This is a genomic window from Nocardia sp. NPDC052316, from assembly GCF_044547795.1.
GTDB lineage: Bacteria > Actinomycetota > Actinomycetes > Mycobacteriales > Mycobacteriaceae > Nocardia.
Window position 1 is genome coordinate 325,754 of sequence record NZ_JBIUBB010000007.1, and the last position, 23,423, is coordinate 349,176.

Annotated in this window: 22 protein-coding genes and 1 riboswitch; of the genes, 12 read left to right on the plus strand and 10 right to left on the minus strand. The window is 67.8% G+C overall.

Features of this window, described 5'->3' with window-relative positions; genetic code table 11:
* The first annotated feature begins 51 nt into the window (after positions 1–51).
* Genes ACIHA7_RS33025 through ACIHA7_RS33045 form a run of 5 tightly spaced genes read left to right on the plus strand, consistent with a single transcriptional unit; the run spans position 52 to position 5,181 of the window.
* The gene (locus ACIHA7_RS33025; RefSeq protein WP_397295026.1) at positions 52–1,032 is read left to right on the plus strand and encodes an STM4015 family protein; all 981 of its coding nucleotides are present in this window, start codon (positions 52–54) and stop codon (positions 1,030–1,032) included.
* Positions 1,025–2,143 (plus strand): STM4014 family protein, encoded by a 1,119-nt coding sequence (locus ACIHA7_RS33030; RefSeq protein ID WP_397295028.1) that lies wholly within the window; start codon positions 1,025–1,027, stop codon positions 2,141–2,143. The genes ACIHA7_RS33025 and ACIHA7_RS33030 overlap by 8 nt, the downstream gene beginning before the upstream one ends.
* Complete coding sequence (locus tag ACIHA7_RS33035) at positions 2,130–2,954, plus strand: STM4013/SEN3800 family hydrolase (protein WP_397295029.1); 825 nt, start codon at positions 2,130–2,132, stop codon at positions 2,952–2,954. The genes ACIHA7_RS33030 and ACIHA7_RS33035 overlap by 14 nt, the downstream gene beginning before the upstream one ends.
* Entirely contained in the window at positions 2,951–4,291 is a 1,341-nt protein-coding gene (locus tag ACIHA7_RS33040) for an STM4012 family radical SAM protein (RefSeq protein ID WP_397295030.1), read from the plus strand. The genes ACIHA7_RS33035 and ACIHA7_RS33040 overlap by 4 nt, the downstream gene beginning before the upstream one ends.
* 2 nt (positions 4,292–4,293) lie before the next feature.
* Complete coding sequence (locus ACIHA7_RS33045) at positions 4,294–5,181, plus strand: STM4011 family radical SAM protein (protein WP_397295032.1); 888 nt, start codon at positions 4,294–4,296, stop codon at positions 5,179–5,181.
* Between the two features lie 23 nt (positions 5,182–5,204).
* Here ACIHA7_RS33045 and ACIHA7_RS33050 read toward each other — a convergent pair whose 3' ends face one another.
* A complete protein-coding gene (locus ACIHA7_RS33050; protein ID WP_397295033.1) occupies positions 5,205–5,948 on the minus strand; it encodes a PP2C family protein-serine/threonine phosphatase in 744 nt (247 codons plus the stop codon).
* A 62-nt stretch (positions 5,949–6,010) separates the two neighbouring features.
* Positions 6,011–6,379 (minus strand): DUF5713 family protein, encoded by a 369-nt coding sequence (locus ACIHA7_RS33055; protein ID WP_397295035.1) that lies wholly within the window; start codon positions 6,377–6,379, stop codon positions 6,011–6,013.
* 246 nt (positions 6,380–6,625) lie between these two features.
* Here ACIHA7_RS33055 and ACIHA7_RS33060 point away from each other — a divergent pair, with 246 nt between their 5' ends.
* Positions 6,626–7,543: a universal stress protein gene (locus ACIHA7_RS33060; protein ID WP_397295037.1), complete on the plus strand. Its 918-nt coding sequence runs from the start codon at positions 6,626–6,628 to the stop codon at positions 7,541–7,543.
* On the opposite strand, the gene ACIHA7_RS33065 is transcribed toward ACIHA7_RS33060, so the two are convergent.
* Entirely contained in the window at positions 7,461–8,855 is a 1,395-nt protein-coding gene (locus tag ACIHA7_RS33065) for an NAD(P)-binding domain-containing protein (protein ID WP_397295039.1), read from the minus strand. The two genes, ACIHA7_RS33060 and ACIHA7_RS33065, sit on opposite strands and share 83 nt — an antisense overlap.
* Before the next feature lie 98 nt (positions 8,856–8,953).
* On the opposite strand from ACIHA7_RS33065, the gene ACIHA7_RS33070 reads away from it, so the two are divergent.
* A complete protein-coding gene (locus ACIHA7_RS33070) occupies positions 8,954–9,793 on the plus strand; it encodes a helix-turn-helix domain-containing GNAT family N-acetyltransferase (RefSeq protein WP_397295041.1) in 840 nt (279 codons plus the stop codon).
* 48 nt (positions 9,794–9,841) lie between these two features.
* Here ACIHA7_RS33070 and ACIHA7_RS33075 read toward each other — a convergent pair whose 3' ends face one another.
* The 5 genes from ACIHA7_RS33075 to ACIHA7_RS33095 all read right to left on the minus strand — a co-directional run bounded on the left by ACIHA7_RS33075 (position 9,842) and on the right by ACIHA7_RS33095 (position 14,540).
* Positions 9,842–10,348 (minus strand): lasso peptide biosynthesis protein, encoded by a 507-nt coding sequence (locus ACIHA7_RS33075; protein WP_397295043.1) that lies wholly within the window; start codon positions 10,346–10,348, stop codon positions 9,842–9,844.
* Positions 10,345–10,620 carry a PqqD family protein gene (locus tag ACIHA7_RS33080; protein ID WP_397295045.1) on the minus strand — a complete coding sequence of 92 codons (276 nt, stop codon included), beginning with the start codon at positions 10,618–10,620 and terminating at the stop codon, positions 10,345–10,347. Before ACIHA7_RS33080 ends, ACIHA7_RS33075 begins: the two co-directional genes overlap by 4 nt.
* A gap of 5 nt (positions 10,621–10,625) precedes the next feature.
* A complete protein-coding gene (locus ACIHA7_RS33085; protein ID WP_397295047.1) occupies positions 10,626–12,341 on the minus strand; it encodes an asparagine synthase-related protein in 1,716 nt (571 codons plus the stop codon).
* Positions 12,342–13,241: 900 nt separating this feature from the next.
* Positions 13,242–13,700, minus strand: a complete 459-nt coding sequence (locus ACIHA7_RS33090) for a DUF4190 domain-containing protein (protein WP_397295048.1) — start codon at positions 13,698–13,700, stop codon at positions 13,242–13,244.
* A gap of 141 nt (positions 13,701–13,841) precedes the next feature.
* Positions 13,842–14,540, minus strand: a complete 699-nt coding sequence (locus tag ACIHA7_RS33095) for a hypothetical protein (RefSeq protein WP_397295050.1) — start codon at positions 14,538–14,540, stop codon at positions 13,842–13,844.
* A gap of 56 nt (positions 14,541–14,596) precedes the next feature.
* Positions 14,597–14,801: riboswitch (cobalamin riboswitch) on the plus strand.
* Positions 14,802–14,819: 18 nt separating this feature from the next.
* Here ACIHA7_RS33095 and ACIHA7_RS33100 point away from each other — a divergent pair.
* From ACIHA7_RS33100 to ACIHA7_RS33110, 3 genes are read left to right on the plus strand one after another with little or no spacing between them, the layout of a single operon-like run.
* Entirely contained in the window at positions 14,820–16,397 is a 1,578-nt protein-coding gene (locus tag ACIHA7_RS33100; protein ID WP_397295052.1) for an ABC transporter substrate-binding protein, read from the plus strand.
* A gap of 7 nt (positions 16,398–16,404) precedes the next feature.
* Positions 16,405–17,379, plus strand: coding sequence for an ABC transporter permease (locus ACIHA7_RS33105; protein ID WP_397295053.1), 975 nt, complete (start codon positions 16,405–16,407; stop codon positions 17,377–17,379).
* Positions 17,376–19,619, plus strand: a complete 2,244-nt coding sequence (locus ACIHA7_RS33110) for an ATP-binding cassette domain-containing protein (protein ID WP_397295055.1) — start codon at positions 17,376–17,378, stop codon at positions 19,617–19,619. Before ACIHA7_RS33105 ends, ACIHA7_RS33110 begins: the two co-directional genes overlap by 4 nt.
* Here the strand turns inward: ACIHA7_RS33110 and ACIHA7_RS33115 are convergent.
* Both ACIHA7_RS33115 and ACIHA7_RS33120 read right to left on the minus strand, forming a co-directional pair.
* Entirely contained in the window at positions 19,576–20,058 is a 483-nt protein-coding gene (locus ACIHA7_RS33115) for an OsmC family protein (protein ID WP_397295056.1), read from the minus strand. The two genes, ACIHA7_RS33110 and ACIHA7_RS33115, sit on opposite strands and share 44 nt — an antisense overlap.
* The gene (locus ACIHA7_RS33120; RefSeq protein ID WP_397295058.1) at positions 20,000–21,043 is read right to left on the minus strand and encodes a DMT family transporter; all 1,044 of its coding nucleotides are present in this window, start codon (positions 21,041–21,043) and stop codon (positions 20,000–20,002) included. The genes ACIHA7_RS33115 and ACIHA7_RS33120 overlap by 59 nt, the downstream gene beginning before the upstream one ends.
* Here ACIHA7_RS33120 and ACIHA7_RS33125 point away from each other — a divergent pair.
* The gene (locus ACIHA7_RS33125; protein ID WP_397295060.1) at positions 21,042–22,451 is read left to right on the plus strand and encodes a PLP-dependent aminotransferase family protein; all 1,410 of its coding nucleotides are present in this window, start codon (positions 21,042–21,044) and stop codon (positions 22,449–22,451) included. The two genes, ACIHA7_RS33120 and ACIHA7_RS33125, sit on opposite strands and share 2 nt — an antisense overlap.
* Positions 22,452–22,607: 156 nt before the next feature.
* Positions 22,608–23,345: a leucyl/phenylalanyl-tRNA--protein transferase gene (aat, locus tag ACIHA7_RS33130; protein WP_397295062.1), complete on the plus strand. Its 738-nt coding sequence runs from the start codon at positions 22,608–22,610 to the stop codon at positions 23,343–23,345.
* Positions 23,346–23,423: the final 78 nt, after the last annotated feature.

The window sequence follows — 23,423 nt, forward strand, 5'->3', positions numbered from 1 at the left end:
GTCGCAATGCGCGACGCGCAGGCCGGAGCCGAGCGTCGGCGAGGTGCGGGCATGAGCGTCGGCGATCACTTGCAGGAGTTCGGCGGCTTGCCCGCGTACGACTTCCCCACCGCCGATACGGGAGGCCCGGGGAAGTCCGCGGGCGTCGTACTGCCGGTCACCGACTCGGTCGCCTGGCGCATCGGGGTCCCCTCGTACGAACCGGAAGAATCCTGGGCCGCGGCCTTCGCGGAGTTTCTCGACACCGTCGACTCCACCGAAGTGCGGGCACTCATCGTGGGTTGCTGGACCGAGGCGTACGAGACCAAGCCGGATGAGGTGTTCGACGCCTTGCTCGAGGCCAAGAATCGGTTCCCCGCCCTGCGCGCATTGTTCCTCGGCGACATCGTCGGTGAGGAGTGCGAGATCTCCTGGATCCACCAGGGCCAACCGACGGTGCTGCTCGAGGCCTTCCCGGAGCTGACCGAGCTCGGTATCCGCGGCGGTCAGGAACTGGTGTTCCCGGCGATCCGGCACGAACGCCTGCGCAAGCTGACCGTGCAGACGGGCGGGATGTCCGCCGAGGTGGTGCGCGGGATCGCCGCGAGCGACCTGCCCGCACTCACCCACCTAGATCTGTGGCTCGGCACCTCGGAGTACGGCGGCGACGCGGGCGTCGCCGATCTCGCCCCGATCCTGGCCGGCACCCGGCTACCGAGCCTGCGGCATCTCGCGTTGCGCAACAGCGAGATCCAGGACGAGATCTGCGCCGCGCTGGCGTCGGCGCCGGTGCTGGCCCGCCTCGACGTGCTCGACGTTTCGATGGGCGTGCTCACCGACGACGGCGCCGCAGCCCTGCTCACCGGGCAGCCGCTCACTCACCTGAAATTCCTGGACCTGCACCACAATTACTTGTCCGCGGCGATGTGCACCCGGCTGACCGAGGCTCTGACGCCTGCCGGGGTGAAGCTGGATCTGGATTCCGACGACGCCTACTCCGACGAAGATGAGGACGGGGGCACTGTCTGGCGCTTCGTCGCGGTCGGTGAGTGAGTCGCGGCGCTGGGTAGTCGTCGGCAACAACGCGAATCGCCGGGTCGGCTTGTTTCTCGACGCCGCGCGCGCGGCGGGTGTGGCCGCGCCGCGGGTCGTCGAGTGGCGGGACGTGCTGCGCGACGGCGGGCACGACTTCACCGACGACGAGATCGTCCGGCTCGATTCGCCCGGGGAGAACCCGGAGGTGGACGAACTGCTACGCGGTACGCAAGACCCGACCCGCGTGGAAGGTTCCGCGCGGTGGTACGCGCGATTCCGCACCGCGGTCGGATCGCTGCGCGGTGGTATCCGCTTGGACGATCCGGCGGAGCTGGCGCTGCTGTTCGACAAGCGACTGTGCCATGCCCGCCTCGACGCCGCGGCCGTACCGGTGCCGCGCTCGCCCACCTCCGGTACCGCGGCGCCCGTACAAGGCTGGACCGACGTGCGAGATCGCATGCGCGACGCGGGTCTACCCCGCGTCTTCGTGAAGCTCGCGCACGGATCCTCCGCATCGGGTGTGCTGGCGATCGAGTCGACCAGCACAGGTCGGCTGCGGGCCACCACTTCGGTGGAGGTCGCGCCCGGTGGCCTGCTACACAACTCGCTCAAAATCCGCTGCTACACCGGCGAATCCGAGATCGCCGCGATCGTCGACCGGCTCGCACCCGATGGGCTGCACATCGAACAGTGGGTGCCGAAAGCCGCGTTGGACGGCCGGACCGCCGACCTACGGGTGCTCGTCGTCGCGGGCCGCGCCACCCATGCGGTGGTGCGCACGAGCCGAGCGCCGATGACCAATCTGCATTTGGGCGGCGCCCGCGGCGACCTCGCCGCCGTTCGCGCGGCGGCGGGCGAGCACTGGGGCGAAGCGCTGACGATCTGCGAGCGGGCCGCCGCGTGCTTCCCCGGAACGCTTTGCGTCGGTGTCGATCTACTGCCCGCGATCGGCTGGCGGCGGTTCACGGTCGGCGAGGTCAACGCGTTCGGTGACCTGCTCCCGCGACTCACCGGACTACCGGAAGGCCCCGCCGCAGGACTCGACACCTACACCGCCCAACTGCTCGCGGCACCAGATTTCGTTGCCCGACTGCGCGATTCATCGAAGGAGAAGTATGCACCGGCCTGATATGAACGAGGTCGTCGGCCGCGATGATCTGCTGCTACTCACCCTCGACACCCTGCGCTACGACGTTGCGGTCGAGCTCGCGGCCGCCGGTAAACTACCGAACCTGTCCGCCCATCTTCCCGGCGGCACGTGGGAGCGGCGGCACGCTCCCGGCAACTTCACCTTCGCCTCCCATCAGGCGATATTCGCCGGATTCCTGCCGACGCCCGCCGCGCCGGGCCCGCACCCGCGCCTGTTCGCCGCCCGTTTCGCCGGTAGTGAGACGACCGCCGACGGCACCTTCGTGTTCGACTCCTCCCCCGACCTCGTGACCGCGCTCGCCGACCGTGGCTATCACACGGTGTGCATCGGCGGCGTCGGCTTCTTCAACAAGCAAGGCGCCCTCGGCAACGTGCTGCCCGGGTTGTTCGCGGAAAGCCACTGGGAGCCGGACTTCTCGGTGGCATCGCCGAGTTCGTTCGAAGCACAGGTGGCCTGCGCCGAGAAGGTGGTCGCCGATCTCCCCGCCGAGCAACGACTCTTCTTGTTCCTCAACGCCTCCGCACTCCATCAACCCAACTGGTTCCACCTACCAGGAGCCACCCGGGAAACCGGGGACAGTCGCGAAACACACGCTGCCGCTCTGCAATACATCGACGGACAGATTAGCCGCCTGTTCGACGCCGTGCGCTCGCGGCGGCGCTGCTTCGCCATCGTCTGCTCCGACCACGGCACCGCCTACGGCGACGACGGCTACACCGGCCACCGGCTCGGCCACGAATCCGTCTGGACCGTCCCCTACAGCCACTTCTTCCTGGAGTCCTCCGCATGATCGACACCATCGCGCTACCGCGGCCCTACCAGAACTACGTATACGCGTATCCGCACAAGACGGCGTATCGGCCCCTGACGCCGAGTCCCGCGCTCGCCGATCTGTGGGCAGACCAACCGAGACAAGCGCTTTCGCTGTATCTGCACATCCCGTTCTGTGAAGTGCGCTGTGGCTTCTGCAATCTGTTCACCCGGGTCGGCGCGCCGGACGGTCTCACCGGCCGCTACCTCGACGCCCTCACCCGGCAAGCGCGAGCGGTGCGGGCGGCACTCGGCGACCGAGAACCCGTGCGTTTCGCGAACGCCGCGTTCGGCGGCGGCACTCCGACCTATCTCGAGGCCGCCGAGCTGTCGCGACTGTGCGACATCGCCGAGGTACTGATGGGTGCCGACCTGCGGTCCATCCCACTGTCGGTCGAGACGTCGCCTAGTACCGCGACCGCCGATCGACTCGCCGTACTCGCCGAGCGAGGGACCACCCGGGTGAGCATCGGGGTGCAGAGCTTCATCGACGAAGAGGCCCGCGCCGCCGTGCGACCCCAACGACGCGCGGAGGTCGAGGCGGCCCTCGGACGCATCCGCGACACCGGCATCCCGGTCCTCAATATCGACCTGATCTACGGCATCGACGGTCAGACCGAGGCGAGTTGGCGACTGTCGCTCGATGCCGCGCTGGCCTGGCGACCCGAAGAGATCTACCTTTATCCGCTCTACGTGCGCCCGCTGACCGGACTCGCCCGGCATGCCGATCCCGCTGTCGCAGAGTTGGATTGGGACGAGCAACGGCTGCGCCGCTACACCGAGGGCCGCGATCATCTGCTCGCGCACGGCTACACCCAGGTCTCCATGCGCATGTTCCGGCGAGCCGACGCACCGCCACAGGGACCCGACGATTACGCCTGCCAGACCGACGGCATGATCGGACTCGGTTGCGGCGCCCGCTCCTACACCGGCGAACTGCACTACTCGTTCGACTACGCGGTCTCCATGCGGGAGGTTCGCGCCATCATCGATACCTACACCGCCACAACTGATTTCAGCCGCGCCGTGCACGGGCGCGCGATCGATCAGGACGAAGCGAAGCGCAGGTTCCTGCTCCAGTCGCTGTTGCAGGCCGACGGCTTCGCGACCGCGGACTATCGACTTCAGTTCGGCAACGACCCGTGGCGGGACTTCCCCACCGAACTACGGACGCTCGACGACCGCGGGTGGCTGTCCGACACCGAACCCGGCCGCCTGCGCCTCACCCCAGACGGCCTCGCCTACTCCGACGCCATCGGCCCCGAATTCTTCTCTGCCACAGTGCAAGCGGCGATGGCCGCCTACGAACTGCGATAACCGTGGACCTGACCATCCTCTACCGCGGGCCACTCGCGTCCTGCGACTACGACTGCCCGTACTGCCCCTTCGCCAAACGCAGGGACAGCACCGAGCAACTACGCGCCGACCGGGCCTGCCTCGAACGATTCACCACCTGGGCGCACCAGCAGGCCGGCGACCGGCTGTCCCTCCTGTTCACCCCGTGGGGCGAAGGCCTGGTGCGCTCCTGGTACCGACGCGCACTGGTCGAGCTGTCCCACGCCCCCCATATCGACCGCGTGGCTATCCAGACCAATCTCAGCTGCCGCACCGACTGGTTGTCCGACGCCGACCCCGCCACCCTCGCCCTCTGGTGCACCTACCACCCCGGCCAGACCCCCTACCACCGCTTCCTCGACAAAACCCACCAGCTCGCCGGCGCAGGTATCCGCTTCAGCGTCGGAATTGTCGGCGTCCCAGCGCATCTCGAACACGCGCAACAGCTACGAGCAGATCTCCCCGATCACGTCTACCTCTGGGTGAACGCCGCCGAAGGCCACACCTACACCGACGCCCAAGCCGAGTACTGGACCGCCATCGACCCCCTCTTCCCCGTCAGCCGGCACCCTCACCACTCCGCGGGACAGGCCTGCCGCACCGGTTCGTCCGTCATCTCCGTCGACGGCGACGGCACCGTCCGCCGCTGCCATTTCGTCCGCGACCCCTTGGGCAATCTCTACGACAACTCCTACCGCACCGCATTGACGCCCCGACCCTGCCCGCTCACCCTCTGCGACTGCCACATCGGCTACGTCCACCTCGAAACGCTCCCGCTCTACGATGTTTTCGCCGGTGGTGTCCTCGAACGTATCCCCGCCCAAGGCAACCCAACCGACCTCGCACTCCCGCAGTGGCACGGACCTTCCTGACCGTCGACGTCGGACGCCCAGGTCTAGGGCCGGTCCCCGGGTTCCTGCGCAGCCAGGTGGATGACGATGGCCGTGGCATTATCTTTCCCGCCTGCGGCATCAGCAGCGGAGAGCAGCCGCCAGACCATCACGTCGGGTGAGCTCCGCTCGTTCAGTATCTCCTGGATCTGTTGGTAGGCAACCTGATCGGCGATACCGTCACTACACAGTAGAAACCGGTCGTCCGGTCGTACAGCCACGCTCAGTACGTCCGGCTCCGGATGCGCGTCGTGCCCGACATATCGGGTGAGGTGATAGCGCGCGGCGGCGGCCTGGGGTGAGTCCATGGGGTACCAGCCGTGGATCACGCCTAGCCAGGCCATGGTGTGGTCCGTGGTGAGCAACTCCAACAGTCCTTCTCTCAGCCGGTAGACCCGGGAGTCACCGATCTGGGTGATCCAGTACCCGGTCGCCGACCCGACGAGCGCGGTGAGGGTGCATCCGGCCAGCCCGCCGACCCGCCGACCGATGTCCCTCACGCGCTGCTGAGCAGCCGCAACAGCCGCACGCAGGACTTCCGGAGAGACGTTGCCGTCGGCGGCAGTCACGTGCTCGATGAAGGTGTCCACTGCTGCCCGTCCGGCGAGCGCGCTACCTTCACTGTCGCCCATGCCGTCCGCGACGACGGCGAGCAGGGGCTCCTGATCCAAGCGCATGACATCGAAATTGGCGCGGTAACGATTCCCGGTCTCACTCCCGCCCGCGGAGCTGATCTTCAGCCTGGTCATAGCACCACTGTGCCAGTACTCCTACTCTGCTCGCCGACTCGAGATCGCTGTGGCCACGGCAGTTACCACTCGCGGGTGGCGGTCAATTCTTCTGGATCCGCGTCTTCGAATCCGTATGCGTCAGCGACGAAACAGAATTCCTCGCAGATCTCTTCTCGCGCGGTGGTTTCGATACCGCTGCCCGCCGCCTCGAACTCCGCTTCCAACGCGTTGAACTCCTCCGTGGCGCGCTGGGTGAGCTCATACAGTCGGTGGAGGTCGGCAGGCTGTTCCGCTTCGATCCGTTCGCACAGCCGCCGCAGAATCTGAGTTCCTTTGTCCAGCACGTGGTTCGGGAAGAATGGGTCCTCGTACATCATCTCCAGGAACGCATGCTCGTTCACCTGCTGATTCGCGATCGACCACTCTCTTCTGCGGTTCGAATCGGCCACCGGCCTTCGGCAACTGTAGCGAGGTATCCGCAGCCGACCCGCCCGCGCCGGGATCGTCCGATGCGCGGGGAATGCTGCCATTGCTCCCCTCGGCAGGGGACCAACGGCCCTGCCTACCGATCGCGATCTGCGCGAACCTGGAACAGACCGGCAAGAACAGCTTCCCGGAGCGGAATTACCCACCGACCGCCGACAAAGGTGGCCGGTTGTGTCGACAACTTCTGATCACGAAGGGCAACAAAGACTATGGCTACCCAACACGGCAACCCGCACCGACTAGCCAAAGCGCCGGTCGTGGTCGGCGTGGACGGGTCACCGGGCAGTGACCTGGCCCTGCGATGGGCCGCCGAGGTCGCCGCGCAACGTGGCCGCACCCTGCTCATCACCCACGGTCTCGACCTTGCGGCCATGCCGTCGGTGGTCGGCGGCTACGACGTGACGGCGTCCTCGATCGTCGATGCCGCCCGCACCGAGGCCGCGAAGATCGTCGCCGACGCCCACGGACTCGCCACCGAGGTCGCTCCCGACCTCGACATCACCACGGAGACGACCGACGTCTCCGCCGCCGAAGTGCTGATCCAGCATTCGCGCACCGCGTATCTCGTCGTGATCGGCGCCACCGGCAATCTGGGCACCCTCGCTCACCTCGGCTCCACACTGCTCGCCGTGGTCAGCCACGGGCACGGCTCGATCGTCGTGGTCCGCGACACCGGCACCGCACAGTACCTCCGAAAAGACGGACCGGTGGTGGTCGGCATCGACGGCGGCCCGGTCAGCGAGGCCGCGATCGGAGCAGCCTTCGCCGAGGCGTCCGCCCGCGGCACCGACCTCATCGCCACTCACTCGTGGAACTACTGGCAGCTGGGCGATTTCGCGGGTGAACCGTACGTCCTGGTGACCGGAGAACAGATCGAGTCGACCGAAGACGCGATCCTCACCGAACGCCTTGCGGGATGGCAGGAGAAGTACCCCGACGTCACCGTCACCCGCAAGGTGTACCGGGCCGAACCCACCGAGCAACTAGCGGAATGGTCGAACACGGCCCAGCTGATCGTCGTCGGCAGCCGCGGCCGCGGCGGATTCACCGGCTTGCTGCTCGGCTCCACAAGTCACTTCCTCGTCCAGCACGCACACTGCCCGGTACTGGTCGCGCATCCGGTGTAGGCGAGGCGGACAACACGGCGGGTGCCGCGCAGCATCCACCGCCACCGCTCTCCTCGGTCGGCGCGTCGAAGAGCCCGGACCCACCGCAAACCCCCGTCTCGGGCAGCACCAGTTCCACCCGTTCGGCGGCCTCCTGATCACCGGCCAATGCGGCCGCGATCGAGCGAACCGGCTCGTACCCGGTCATCGCCAGGAAGGTCGGCGCACGACCGTAGCTCTTCATCCCGACCAGGAACACCCCCGGCTCGGGATGCGAAAGTTCCCGCACGCCATGCGGATACACCGTCCCGCAGGAGTGCACGTTCGGATCGATCAGCGGCGCGAGCAGTATCGGCGCCTGCAAGGTGGCGTCCAAGCCGAGCCGCACCTCCGCCAACCAGGACAGGTCCGGACGGAATCCGGTCAGCGCCACGACCTCGTCCACCCCGCGCACCGCTTGCCCCTCGGCGGGGATCAAGACCAGGCGGCCGTCGGCGGCGCGCTGCACGGTTTCGGTGCGGAATCCGGTGACCACGCCGATGTGCCCGGCCGCGACCGCCTCCTGCGCGCGGAGCCCGAGCGCGCCGCGTGCGGGCAGTTGGTCGGCGGCGCCGCCGCCGAACGCGGCACCGATCTCCCCGCGGCGCAGCAACCAGGTGACCCGCGTGCCGGGGTGCTGCTCGACGAGCCCGGCCAACACGATCAACGCGGTGAGCGCGGAATGCCCACTGCCCGCGACGGCAACATGTTTACCCGCGTACCGCGCCACACCGGCGGCACCGGAGAGATCGGGGACACGGTACGAGATGCGCTCTGCCGCAGCGGCTTCCCCGATCGCAGGCAACCCGTCGCCGCCGAGGGGGTTGGGGGTGGTCCAGGTTCCGGACGCATCGATCAGCGCGCGGGCGGTGATCCGTTCGTCGCCGTGGGCGGTGCGCACGTGCACGGTCAGCGGCTCGCTGTCGCGCCCGGCGTCCACCACCCGGTCGCGGCCACGCCGGGCCACACCGATCACCTCGGCCTCGAACCGCACCCGGTCGCCCAGGGCGACACCGAGCGGACGCAGGTACTGCTCGACCCATTCGGCACCGGTCGGATACGAGTCCGGGTTCGGCTCCCGCCAACCGTCGGCTGCCAACAGCGTCCGCGCTGCCGGTGCGATGAGCTCTCCCCATCGGGAGAACAGCCGCACATGGTTCCACTCGCCGACCGCCGCCCCGGCGTGCGCGCCCCGTTCGAGCACCAGCACGGGCAGTCCGCGGACGGTGAGTTCGGCGGCCGCGGCCAGCCCGCTCGGGCCCGCTCCGACGACAACAACAGGGAGAGTACTCATGACCTTCTCGCTTCCATCGATCCGTATCGATTAATCGCGACAGTATCGACCACGGTCGATGAATGCAACCATCGATGCACATCGATATACTCGGTGGCATGCCCATCGCACTGCCGCAAGCTCAGGTCCTGCCGCCGAGCGAGGCCGCCACCTACGCCGAGTGGTTCGCCTGCCTGGCCGAGCCGGTGCGGGTGCGACTCCTGCACGCGGTGGCGACCACACCGAAGGGCATCACCGTCGGCGCGCTGACCGAGATCCTCGGCACCAGCCAGTCCACGACCTCCCATCACGTCCGCAAACTCGCCGACGTCGGCTTCGTGCACCTGCACAAGGAGGGCACGGCCACCATCGTCACCGTCAACCAGGCCTGCTGCTCCGGGCTACCGCACGCCGCCGACGCCGTCATGGGTTTGCTCGCGCCGCGCCCCTGCTGCCCCGACGACGTGCCCGCCGATGTCACCGTGCGCGCCATGCGGGCCGCGGACTGGACCGCCGTGCGTCGCATCTACGCCGAAGGCATCGCCACCGGCCTGGCCACCTTCGAGACCACCGTGCCGAGCCGCACCAGCCTCGAATCCCACTGGCTGCCCGACCACCGCTGGGTCGCCGAGCTCGACGGCGAGGTCGTCGGGTGGGCCACCGCGAGCCCGGCCTCCACGCGGGCGCACTACTCCGGCGTCGCGGAGACCTCGGTCTACGTCGGCGCGGAATACCGCGGTCGCGGCGTGGGAAAAGCGTTGCTGCACAAGCAGGTCACCGCCGCCGACGCCGCGGGCCTGTGGACATTGCAGTGCTCGATCTTCACCGAGAACCGCACCGCACTTGCTCTGCACCACAGCGCCGGGTATCGCACCGTCGGCATCCGCGAACGCGTCGCACGACTCGACGATGTCTGGCACGACACTGTTCTCCTCGAACGCCGCGCACCGGTGAACTGACCGCGCACCGGGGTTGGTTCGTCAACCGGGGTGACTTCAGAGCGATGGTCAACCGCTGAATGCTCGGGCCGAAACCCGTTGCAGCACCGAGAACCCCACGGTGACGTCTTGGCTGTCGTTGAGCACCTCGCCGTACAGCTCTGTCCACGAGTGGAAGGAATAGCTGGGGTTGGTGGACGTCCGCTCGCGCGCGACGATGACTTCAGCCGGTAGTCCGATGGCCGAAAGATACGTTCCCAGTGAGAACGACCGCGGCAGACAGAGCCCGTTCGGCTGCAGTGTGCGTAAAACCAGTTGGCTGAACAGGATTTCGCGGCGGACAAGCCGGATCGCCTCCGCCGGAGCCAGTTCGGCACACGCCTGCCAGCCTGGTCCGGGCCGCAGGTCACGCAGGTAGCGATGAGCCGGTCCCCACCCCTGTGTACCGAGCAGGCGTAGCGCCCGCCAAGTGCTGCGCACCGCGTAGCCGCGGAGCCGATACGACGGGCGCGGCGGCACCGGTACGCCATCGATATCGGACAGCATGGACTCCAATTGACGTGCCAGCTCGGTCATTTGGCGGCATCCGTTCGCGCGAGGAGCCGGTGTTCGGCGAGCTGGTCGACCAGTTTGCCGAGGCCGGCGCGCAAGGTCTCGGCGCTCGCATCGATGTGCTGCTCGAGCTCGCGGACCGCGTCTTCGACGGTGTCGCAGCTCATCGCGGCCTGAACCATCAGCGTGGCAACGGGATTGAGTTCGAAGTAGACCCCCGCCCCGGAGTCCATGATGACGCCGACGCCGTCGGTGGTGTCCAGGATGGCGTCCTCGCCGAGTTGCAGCAGTGGCATGGTGATCAGCTCCTCACCGGATGTGCGGTCCGGCTTTCCAGACTGCGCAGGAATAGTTCGGTCATGGCCGAGCAGATGAGGCTCTGCGCATGGCGGCGGGTCGACAATGGGTGGCCGAGGACGGCGACGACCTGCGCCGGGTCGACGATGTTCAGCCGAGCAAGCAGGGAGTCGGGCCCGAGTAGCGCGGCGAGCACCTGCGGGTGGTTCAGGCAGTAGTTCTCGTGCGGCGAACCCAGCCACAACCGGCCGTGCCGCCGCCAAATCAACGGCGGCAGCCGATCTTCGAGCATCAACCGCTGCACCGGTTTGTTGATGTTGCGTCCGCCGTAGGAGATACACCGGTACGCCACCGGCATGCCGGTCATCAGCTCGTACAGTGCCCGATCGGCCATCGGCGAGCAGAACTGAACGCCGTGCGGCCAGGCCAGGGCCAGATCGGTGGTCTGTTCCTCGGGCACGAATTCCGGATCGGGCAACTCGAACCGCACATTCGGCATGGGAACGAGAAAGTCAGGGCGCCGGGTGTAATCGCCGAAGGCCGCGGCATCGATCGCCAGCGAATACGAGCGACGGACGCTCTTCAGCAGATCTGTCACCGTCCAGCGTGAACAGAGCAGGCCCCGCAACATCAGGCGCTTCTCCGACAAGCTCAGCCGCCCCCACAGCACATCACGCACGCCGTAATTCGGGGCCGGACTGAACAGCAGGTCACCGTCGCGACCCCAGGTGAGCAGTGCGATGCCGTCCTGGTGGACCCGCTGCACGATCTGCTCCAACCAGCGAAACCCGGTGTGGTTGTACGGGTGGGAGAATTGCCAGTCCTCGTTCACGTGCCCGGCACCGGTGTCGGTCATGATCGGCACGAACGGGATGGACAGATGCCGGCACACCGCGCGGGCGTACTCGGACTCGTCGGCGAGCGGGTCGTCGGTGCCCAGGTGGTAGGCGGTGACGTCGGCGCCGTTGGCGGCCAGCGCGGCGGCCACGGCCGAGGAATCCATGCCGCCGCTCAGCAGTAGTCCGACGGGACCGGCCTGCGCGTATGGGCGGGTCGCGGCGAGGAGGAGTTCCCAGGCCCGCTCCGCGTAATCCCGCGCGGTGCTGCCGCGCGGCAGCGGCTTCGGCCTGATCCGGTCGTACTGGACGACCTCGGTGGAGACACCGTCGAACACCAGCAGGTGGCCGGGGCGCAGCAATCCCAGCTCGGGATAGGCGAAGATGCTGTCCCCACGGCAGATTCGCCAGAGGGTTTCCCGGTCCAGCCGGTCGAGGTCGTCGGGGACGAGGTCGGCGGGATCGCTGGACCAGGCCAGCGTGTGGCCGGACTGCTGGTAGAACAGGGTGTCCCGGGTGAACAGGCTGCGGAACAGGAAGACTCGATCGGCGGTGACGAGGCAACCGACCAGGTCGCCCGGTAGCTCGGCCAGCTCGGCGTACCGTCCGCTCCGGAGCGTGGCGGTAATCCGTTCGGTGAGAGCCTCGTCCAGGACTCCGGTGAGGGTGCCGCCCAGCGCGAGATAGGCTCGATCAGCCGTGTGCGCGGGTAGCGCAGTCGGGTGTGTTCCCGCTCTTGTCCACTGCCGCAAGTAATTCGGGCTCACGGGGACGCTACGCGCGAGGAAGGGCACGCAGGCGTAATCGACGGGGGCCCCGTCGCGCGGCACGCTCGCTCGGCCGGCGCAACCGAGGTAGTCCACGGTAAGTGGGGAATGGTCCATGATGGCGGAACCTCTCAAAATCGCCGAGAAATGTGGTCCCCTCCCCCGTCACGTGCCGATGGGAGGGGACCACGGGTCGATCACTGCGTGCGGCTAGACCAGGTTGCCGTGGCTCACCAGATCAGGCACGCCGCGGAAGAGGATCGTGGTGTGGTCCTCGACCGCGCCCAGGCAGATCACCAGGGGCTCGATGTAAGGCATCTTCGTCATTTTTGTCACCTCCTTTCCTTTATGTCGTTCTCTCGTGGTCTTGGGCAGCGCAATACGCACGGCCAGGGACTGGTCGAATTGTGCGGGAATTCTCATGACAACGAGACGGTGCGCAACAATGTTTCAGCTGCGGTGAATCAACCCCAATGCATACCGACCGCTCGAATTCGTAAGGTGCCCAATGCGATGCGGCGATCCAAATATTCGACATATGGGGACATGACTCCACCTAAATACACAGAGGTGGTCGACTGCTGGGACCAGGCAGCGGACTTCGGTGCCCCGCAATACTTCTCGGCGTCGAGTCTGATTCGGGACTGGGGCTGGTAGGTCACAACCATAGTCCCCCACCGCCTTTGCGTCGACCCCTACTGCGCACTTGAATTGCGCCGAATTGGTAAGCACGCCGAATGAATTTATCCGACCGGGCGATGCCGACTGGTCGGCAGGTATGGTCGCGCTCAATTATCCACGGATGAAGATATTCACAATGGAAGTTAGACGCACCCGCCCGACCGAGCGCAATGACCCGCGGTGCCGTAGTCACGCGGGGCTCGGCCGCCTGCCGGAGCGCGGGCGTGGTGCCACGCACTCATCGGCAGGTCGGCGTCGTGCACACTGCTCAACACAGCTGTCCAACGAGATCGTCCTCGGCCGCGACCAATTCTCGGTGAGGAGGGAACGAACTCCTCAGTTGGTCGGCTGCGGACTGAGGGTGACACTGAATTTGTTCTCCACCGTCTGCTGCCAATCCCGTTCGCACTGATCGATTTTCGACTGATCGTTACCGGCGTCGTTCACACAGTCGGTGAACTCGTCACCGCCGGTGTAAGTGAAAAGCGCGAAACCGACCGCGATGGCGATCGCCGTCACGACCAATGCAATTATGCTCAACACCAAGCCCGTTATCGCCATGGCGGAACCCTCGGCCGCTCCCTTGCGAGCCCGTGCCGCGGCGATGATGCCGATGACGAGCCCGGCGAGGCCGAACAAGATGCCACCGATCACGGTCCAGAAGGTGAGCAGCGCGAGGATGCCCAGCACCAGCGCGGCAATGGCGAGGCCCTTGCCCGGCCGCCGATGAGAACCAGGGACCGGCGGCGGGTACTGGCCCGGCGCCGTATAACCGGGGGGAAATTCCTCCGTCATAGCTGTCCTTTCTTGGCTTCGATTTACACTGCGCCCGTTCGATGGCCTATCGAATGCTAATGACATTCGAGCCGAGCGCACGCGTGCCACACGCAGCCTTATCGAAAAGAATGGTCAGTGACGTGTGCTGGATGCCGCCGATCAGGTCGGCTCGGCAACGAGGTGAAGATAGGCAGTGTCGAGCGGGATGTCGACTGCGTACCAGGCGGCCGGTCGCTCGTCGTCGCGGGGACACCAGGCACACGCGATGCACAGCCGGGCTGCTTCCCCGGCGGCCAGGCCGGGCAGATGCCACGCGATCGAGGCCGAATCCGGGTAGCGCACAACGCATTCGGTGGTGGTGTCGGCCACGCCGGTCGGCACCAGGTGCGCCCAGCGGGAGGGCATCAGCCGGCCATCCGCGGCCTGCATGGCGAGCAGCTCCGCATCGGGACCGCCGATCGACACCATGAAGTGCTCGTTCTCTACGCTCACCGCCGCGAGGCATTCGGCGGAGTCCTGGCCGCCATAGGCGTCGGCGGGCAGGTCGGTCAGCGCGGCCGAGACGATCAGTCCGGACACCTCCGCGCACGCCTGCACCTGCCAGATCCCGGCCCACACCGGGACCGGTGCGCCGCCGTCCCATGGCTTGACGTCGATGCCGCCGAGCAACAGGTCGACCGTAGCGGTTCGGTGCTGCCACCGATGCAGATGCGAGCCATTCGCCAACCGCCATAGGGTATTCGACTCGGCCGGTAGCACGTCCGCCGCGAGCGTGACGGAGAACTCGACGGTGCCGAGGGGCGTATCGATCACCGCTGGGCGACGGTCCGCCTGGGTCAGGCGGTCGGTGGGAAGCATCCGACCATCATCCAGGGTTGCCGGCCCGCGCATCCCCGGATACCCGAACGTACCGCAATCCGACTGCTCGTCGGCGTCCAGCATCGCAGACGGTATGGTCTGAATCCGGCGTAGGGAACACCGGTGCGAATCCGGGGCTGTCCCGCAACTGTCACCGAGGAGCGATCCGCCGATTCATGGTCACGGCCTACCCAGGCTGGAAGACCGGCGGGAAGCGTTGATCCGGGAGCCAGGATACCTGCGCCGTGGTACACGGGATCTCACCCCACGAGGATGGCAATGGACAAGTACACAGCGGTGCGGCCCGGGCTCGGTCGCCGTTCCTTTCTGCTCGGGAGTGCGGGTGCGCTCGCGATGGGCGGGCTGCTCGCGGGTTGCGGCACCGACGGCGGCCCGGCGGCCCCGGATGGACCGCCACGGCCCGGCGGGCGCCTGCGGTCGGTGATCGCGGGGCGCTCGGCGAGCGCGGATGTGCTCGACCCGCACGAGGCCGGTAGTTCGGCGGGTGGCGCGGTGTCGAAGAACGTCTGGGACAAGCTTGTCGCGTACAACAACGATCTGACGCTGCGCTATCGGCTCGCGGAGTCGTTGGAGCCCAATGCCGATGGCAGTCAGTGGCGGATCACGCTGCGCCGGGGCGTGGTGTTCAGCGACGGCTCGTCGCTGACGGCCCGGGACGTGCTGTGGAGTTTCGAGCGGATGCTCGACCCGGCCAAGAAGTCCTCCGGCGATCTCGCCAACATCGATATGTCACGCACCCGCGCGGACGGCGATCTGGGCGTGCTGGTGACGATGAAAACGCCGCTGGCCGACTTCGGTTCGGTACTGGCGGGCTGGTATTGCTACATCGTGAAGGACGGTACCGGCACCATCGACGGGTCGTCGCTGCCGGTCGGCACCGGCCCGTTCGCGCTGGCGCGGTGGTCGCCCGGTGACCGAACCCTGTTGCGGCGCAACGATCGATACTGGGACGGTCGCCCCCTGCTCGACGAGGTGGAGATCATCCAGATCGCGGAGACCGAGGCCAGGGTCAACGCCTTCCTGTCCGGCGAAGCCGATGTGGTGCACGAGATCTCGTACCTGCAGGCGCGCACTCTGGAGCGCGACCCTGGTACCACCGTGGTGGTCCCGCCCGCCGGCCTGATGGGCGCGTTCCAGATGCGCGTGGACACACCGCCGTTCGACGATGTGCGGGTCAGGCAGGCCATGCGTCTCGCGGTAAACCGTCAGGCCATGGTCGACTCGGTGTATTACGGCTACGCCGAGCTCGGCAACGACGTCTACGGCAAGGGCGCACCGTTCTATCACGACGGTCTGCCACAGCGGACCTACGACCCGCGGCGCGCGCGAGAGCTGTTGCGGGAGGCGGGCAAAGAGAACCTGACGGTCACGCTGCCGACCGCCGACGGCTCGCCGGGCATGCTCGACTCCGCGACCTTGTTCGCCGAGCACGCGAAGGCCGCCGGGATCGACATCCGGCTCGAATCGGTGCCTGCGGACACCTACTTCTCCCAGGTCAGCGGTAAAGCCGCACTGTCGCACATCGGTTGGTGGAACTACAGTCTCGACTACTTCTACGGCCAGACCATGACCAGCGCCTCCCCCAGCAACGGCACCGGCTGGCGGCGGCCAGGGTGGGACGCGAAGTTCGCCGAGGCCCGCGCCGCGATGGACCCGCAGCGCCGCCGCGCGCTGTATCGGGAACTCCAGGAAGAACTCTGGAACGAGGGCGGGTACATCCTGCACAGCTTCGCCAAACGGCCCGACGCGGCGAAGAATCACGTGCGCGGCGTACGCAACGGGGTGCCCGGCACCGACGACTGGGCCAACTACGCCACCACCTGGCTGGCGACGTAGCAGCGCCGTGATCGCCTATATCGCACGGCGAGTCGGCGGTGGGATCGGTGTGCTCTTCGCCGTCGCGCTCGTGGTTTTCTGCCTGTTCGAAGCGCTGGACTCGGACGCGGCAACGGTGCTGCTGTCCCGCGACGGCGGCGGTGACCCCACGCCCGAGCAGTTGACCGCGCTGCGCGCCGAGCTCGGACTGGACCGGCCTGCACCGGTGCGCTTCGCCGAGTGGCTGTTCGCCTTCCTGCACGGCGATTTCGGCCATTCGCTGATCTCGGGGCGCCCGGTGAGTGATGTGCTGCTCGGCCGCGCGACCAACAGTGTCACCCTCGCGCTGCTCACCGCCGCGCTGTTGATCCCGCTGGCGATCGTGCTCGGACTGGTGGCGGGAGCCCGCGCCGGGACCCGGACCGACCGGGTGATCAGCGCCGTCGCGCTGGCGGCGGAATCGGTGCCGTCCTTCGTGTTCGGTGTGCTGCTGGTGGCGACGGTGTCGCTGTCGCTGCACCTCTTGCCCGCCGTCTCGCTGCTGCCGACCGGCGCGACCGCGTGGCAACGGCCGGAGATCCTGGTGCTGCCGGTGACCTGTCTGCTGATCGGGCTGGCACCGCATCCGGTGCGGATGGTGCGGGCGCAGACCGCGGAAGTCATGGCGGGCAACTACATTCGGACCGCTCGCCTCAACGGCGTCACCGGCCCGCGGCTGCTGCTGCGGCACGTCGCACCCAACGCGGTGTCGGCGTCGATCTACCCCCTCGCCGGTTCGGTCGTCGGGTTGATCGGCGGTGTCGCGGTGGTGGAGACGCTGTTCAACTATCCAGGCCTGTCACAGGAACTGTTGCGCGCCATCTCCGCTCGCGACTTTCCCTTCGTCCAATCGGCCGCGGTGTTGATGGCCGCCGTCGGGATCGCGATCTACCTGATCGCCGATCTGCTGACCCTGCTGGTGAGCCCGCGGGCTCGCCGGCTGGCCCTGACGGAGCGCGCATGAGGGCGCTACGCCGGGTTCGCTCCGGCTGGCTGCTGGTCACCGTGCTGGTGCTGCTCGTCGTGCTGCTCGGTCCGGTGTTCGCGCCGTACGCGCCGACCGCGGTGGTCGCGCCACCGTTCCAGCCGCCGACGGGGCGTCACCTCTTCGGCACTGATGTGGTCGGCCGGGATGTGCTGTCGCGGGTGCTGCACGGCGGGCTGCCGCTGCTGTCGCTCGCCGGGTTCGTGCTGATCGTGGCGTACGCGCTCGGCCTCGGGCTGGGATTACTCGCGGGTCTGCGCCGCGGCCTGGACCGCTGGATCATGCTCCCGGTCGACGCGATCGTCGTCGTGCCGTGGTTCCTGCTGCTCGCGGTGATCGCGACCGCGCTCGGCGCCGGGCCGGTCGCGATCGTGGTGACCGCGACGCTGGCCTCGGTGCCCTGGATCATCCGGATCGTTCGCACCTGCGCGCTGGAACTCGCCACCACCGGGTACGTCGAGTCGGCCCGCGCCAGAGGTGAACCGCTGTGGCGCCTCGCGGCGGTCGAGGTGCTGCCGAATCTGCGATCGGTGGTGCTGGCCGATGCGGGAGTGCGGATGTCGGCGAGCATTTCGATGGTCGCGGTCAGCGGGTTTCTCGGACTCGGACTGCGCCCGCCCTCCCCCGACTGGGCGCTCATGATCACCGAGAATCGGCCGGGATTCGGCGTGCAGCCGTGGGCCGTGCTCGCGCCGGCGCTGTTGATCATGGCGCTGGTGGTGTCGGTCAACATGGTCACCGACCGGGCCTTCGAGGTGAATCGCTCGGCGTCGCCGGGCCTTTCGGCGGCCTCGACCACCGATGGGCTGACGGTCGACGGACTCACGGTTCACGATGCCGCCGGAACCGTTGTACTGGACAATATTTCGCTGCGTGTGCCGTCGGGGCACGGCCTTGCCGTGGTCGGTCCTTCCGGAGCGGGCAAGACCACGTTCGCGTTGGCGGTGCTCGGCGCGCTACCCGCCGGGCTGACAGCCTCCGGCACGGTCGGTCTCGGCGGCGCAGGCCGCACCGTCGGCTATGTGCCGCAGGACCCCGCGACCGGTTTGAATCCGGCCATGCGCATCGGCACCGCCCTGCGGGAAATCGCCCGCCTGCGCGGCACATTCGATACCGACGCGGTCGCCCGTGCGTTGCGTGAAGTGGATCTACCCGTTGACCGTGGGTTTCAGCGGCGCTTCCCCCATGAGCTCTCCGGCGGTCAGCAGCAGCGGGTCCTGCTCGCGATGGCACTGCTCGGCAAACCCGCACTCGTGGTGCTGGACGAGCCGACCACCGGATTGGACGCAGCGACCCGCGAACAACTGCTGCGCACACTGCGCACAATCAAGGACACCACCACCCTGCTCGTCATCACCCACGATCTACCCACCATCGCACCGCTGGTCGACGAGGTGCTCGAACTGGACCGGGGCAAGGTGGTGGGGATGGCACCGCGCCACGACCAGAAGCCCACTGCGCCGACCTCATCGCGCACATTCCGTCCGAAGACTCCACCGGTGCTGCGGGTCGAAGGACTCGCCGTGACCCACCGCAACTCCCGTCCGGTCGTGGACGGCGTATCCTTCACGCTGCACCCCGGCGAGTGTCTTGCCATCACCGGCCGTTCCGGTGCGGGCAAGACAACGGTCGCTCGGGCGCTGGCCGGACTGCACGCACCGGCTCGCGGCCTCGTCGAACTCGACGGCGCGCCACTGCATCCCAGCGTCGACCGGCGAACCATCGAGCACCGTCGCGCGATTCAACTGGTCTTCCAGAATCCGGCGACCTCCCTCAACCCGTCCTATCGAGTCGGCAGCCAGATCGGCCGCCCCCTGCGCCTACTGCACGGCGTGGACGCGACCACCGCCCGTGACCGGACGGGCCGTCTACTCGAAGCCGTCGGACTGGACGACCGCCTGGTACTGCGCCGCCCCGCCCATCTGTCCGGCGGCCAGCAACAACGCGTCGCTATCGCCCGCGCCCTCGCCGCGGAACCACGCATCCTGATCTGCGACGAGATCACCTCGTCACTGGACCCGAGCACCCAAGATCTCGTGCTCGAACTACTCGCGGAGCTACGCCGAAAAGGCTTGGCCCTCATAGTGATCAGTCACCAGGAGACTGTCATCGAACGCCTCGCCGATTCGATCCTGCCTCTCGGTGAGATCGCCGCTGGGGTGCCGTCCGAGATCCTCAGGTCCCCAGAACTTCAGGCTCGCAACGAAGTTCGAAGTTGACCGAGTTGGCGATGAAGCAGAGCTCGTGGGCGCGCTCGTGCAGGGCGAGCGCGCGCTCGCGGTGCTGAAGATCGGTGATCCGGGCCCGTGGACGCAGCACAACTTCGGTGAATCGGCCGCCGCCGTCGGGGTTTTCGACCATGGTGCCCGATGGGTGATCGGTGTAGTCGGTGACCACGATGCCCGCCCGCGCGCACAACGCGAGGTACCAGAGCATGTGGCACTGCGACAGCGAAGCCACCAACAGCTCCTCCGGATTCCAGCGCTCCGGCACACCGCGGAACGCTGGGTCCGCGGTGCCCGGAATCTCCGGCTTGCCGTCCGCACTGAGGGTGTGCGATCGCTCGTAGTCCCGGTAACCGCTGGTCCCTGTCCCCGTATTACCGGTCCAGGTGACATCCAGTTCGTAGTCGTGCGTCTTGGACACCCTTCCGACCATAGTCGAATCTCCTGCACGCTCCCGGCAACCGGCGCACGGAGTTCAAGTCGCCCTTCGCAACGGCTTCGGCGAGACCGAGCCGGGTACGCACCGCACCACCCGCACAGGCGATGACGACCGCCCCGCCGGCGAACGTGAGCCAGCCGATGTGCTCGCCGAGCAGTAGCGCCGCCCAGCAGATGCTCAGCACCGGCTGAACGAGCTGCACCTGACTGACCCGCGCCATCGGCCCGATCGCCAAACCGCGATACCAGGCGAAGAAGCCGAGATACATGCTGACGACCGAAAGGTAAACGAAGCAGGCCCATTCGACCGCGCCGGCCGCAGGCGCCCGATCCGCGACCGCGACACCGGCAAGCGTGAGCATCAGTGGCGCGGACAGCACCAGCGCCCACGACACGGTCTGCCAGGAGCCGATTTCCCGCGCGAGCAGGCCACCTTCGGCATACCCCACCGCGGCCGCGATCACCGCGCCGAACAGCAGCAGGTCGGCGCCGTGGATTTCCCCGAGGCCGCCGCCCTCCACCAGGGCGAACACGACCGCGGCGACCGCGCCGGCCAGAGAGAACAGCCAAAAGGCGCGCGCCGGACGTTCGCCGGTGCGCAGCACGGCCATCACCGCGGTGGCCGCGGGCAACAGCCCGACTACGACGGCGCCATGACTGGCGGGCGTCACGGTGAGGGCATACGAGGTGAGAACCGGAAAACCGACGACAACGCCCGCCGCAACGACGGCGAGCCGCACCCACTGCGTACCCGATGGGAGGGCTTGACGGGTGACCGCCAACGCCACAGCCGCCAGTACGGCAGCGACCACCGCGCGACCGGATCCGATGAACAGCGGCGAGAGTCCGCCGATGGCGATGCGCGTGAGTGGCATCGTCATGGAGAAGGCTGCGACACCGATGAGTCCCCAGCTCGCGCCGGACAACGGGGAGGGTAGCGGTGTGCGCACTTCGATAGTAGCGCTACTCTGTACTGACATGTTCAACGATAGCAGCAGCCGAATCGCCGACGGCATCCGCGCGTGGATCGCGACCGCCGCACCGGGCGCGCAGCTTCCGTCCACGCGTCAGCTGGTGACGGACTACGCCGCAAGCCCGGTCACCGTGCAGAAGGCGGTCCGGGCACTCGCCGCCGAGGGCCTCATCGAGAGCCGCCCCGGCGTCGGCAGCTTCGTTCGCGCGCCGCGGCCCGTGCGTCCGCAGGATTTCGGTTGGCAGACAGCGGCTTTGGGGACACCGCGGCGCACGTTGCCGAGCGTCGGCGGCACCATGCGTACCGCGCCGGCCGACGCGCAAGCGCTCCATTCCGGTTACCCCGAGGCAGACCTGTTGCCCGAGCGGCTGGTTCGCGCGGCCCTGACACGCGCCGCGCGCGGATCCACGGCCACGTCACGACCGGAGTCCGCCGGGCTCAACGACCTTCGTACCTGGTTCGCGACCGAGCTGGCCGACAAGACACCCGCCGGTCTCGCCGCCCCCACGGCGAACGACGTCGTCATCGTCCCCGGCAGCCAAAGCGGACTCACCTCTACGTTTCGCGCACTCGTCGCTCCCGGACAGCCGCTGCTGATCGAGTCGCCCACCTACTGGGGCGCGATCCGTGCGGCGCATCAGTCCGGTGTCCGGCTGGTGCCGGTGCCGAGCGACGCAGAAGGACCCGACCCGGCCGGGCTGGACCGTACGCTCCGGGAGACCGGTGCCCGCGCCTGCTACGTCCAACCGAACTACGCGAATCCCACTGGGGCGCAATGGTCCCCGGAGCGGACCGAGGCCGTACTCGAGGTCGTCCGGGCGCACGGCGCCTTCCTCGTCGAGGACGACTGGGCGCACGACTTCGGGATCGACACCGAGCCTCGGCCGGTAGCAACCCGAGACACGGCGGGCCATGTTGTCTACGTCCGGTCCCTGACCAAGAGCCTGTCGCCGACCATCCGGGTCGGTGCCGTCATCGCTCGCGGGCCGGCCCGCGAGCGAATCCTGGCCGACCAGTCCGCCGAATCCATGTACGTGAGCGGTCTGCTCCAGCAAGCCGCGCTGGAAGTCCTCACCGATCCCGGCTGGCACACCCACCTGCGCAGGCTGCGCGGCCAACTCCGCGAGCGCCGGGCGCTACTCGTCAGCAGCCTCATCGAGCACGCCCCGCGCCTGCGCGTCGAGCACGTACCCCGCGGCGGCCTCCACCTCTGGGCTCGACTCCCGGACAACACCGACACGGACCGCCTCGTCCGCGACTGCGAAACCCGCGGCGTATACGTCGCCTCCGGTCACGAGTGGTTCCCCGCCGAGCCCTCGGGCCCCTACCTACGCCTGAACTTCACCGGCCCCAACCCGAACGGATTCCCAGCGGCCGCCAAGTCCATCGCCGCAGCACTCGCCACCCAGGACTGAGCCGACAGAGGTACCGGCCACACGCCTTGGTACAGCACCACTGGCACTCGATGTGTCGGGTACCGAAATGCCGGCTCCGCGGACCGATCCCGTTCGGGGATTCGTCCCGCCGTCGCAGCCCTGAGACTGTTCGCTCAGGTCGGTAATGTTTGTCCGGTGACCGACGCTACCGACCTGACGCGGATGTACCTGGTCGATCCAGACCAGCCGTTCCCGCCTGTCGAGCTCGCCGATCCGTCCGGGCTGGTCGCATTCGGCGGGGACCTGTCGCCGGAGCGGCTGTTGGACGCCTACTCCGCGGGCATCTTTCCCTGGTACAACCCCGGCGAAATGATCCACTGGTACTGCCCGGACCCGCGCAGCATTCTGGTGCCGACCGACTTGCGGGTGAGCAGGTCCTATCGCCGAGCTGTCACCAACGCCGACTACGGGGTGACCATGGATCGGGCCTTCGCCGAGGTGATGTCGCATTGCGCTGGACCGCGTGGCGAGGAGACCGGAACCTGGATCGGCCCCGACATGATGGCGGCCTACCTGCGGCTGCACCACGTCGGCCATGCGCACTCGGTCGAGGTATGGCGCGACGGCGACCTGGTCGGCGGCCTCTACGGCGTCGCATGCGGCCGCTCCTTCGCAGGCGAGTCCATGTTCTCCCGCGCCCGTGACGCCTCCAAGGTCGCGCTGTATTGGCTCTGCGCCCAACTGACCGCCTGGGATTTCCCCCTCATCGACTGCCAGATCCCCTCCAGCCACCTCACCTCCCTCGGCGCCATCGACCTCCCCCGCGCGGACTACTTGCGCCTACACACTCAGGCCGCCGCCCGCCCCAGCCTCCCCGGCCCCTGGCAATTCGAAATCCCGGTCCCCAACTCCCCCAACCACATACCGGCGTGAGCGAGCACCGGAGCGATACGTCGGCGGCAGGGCTAGGTCACCGGTCACCGGTCACCGACGAGCCTGTCGGATCGAGAT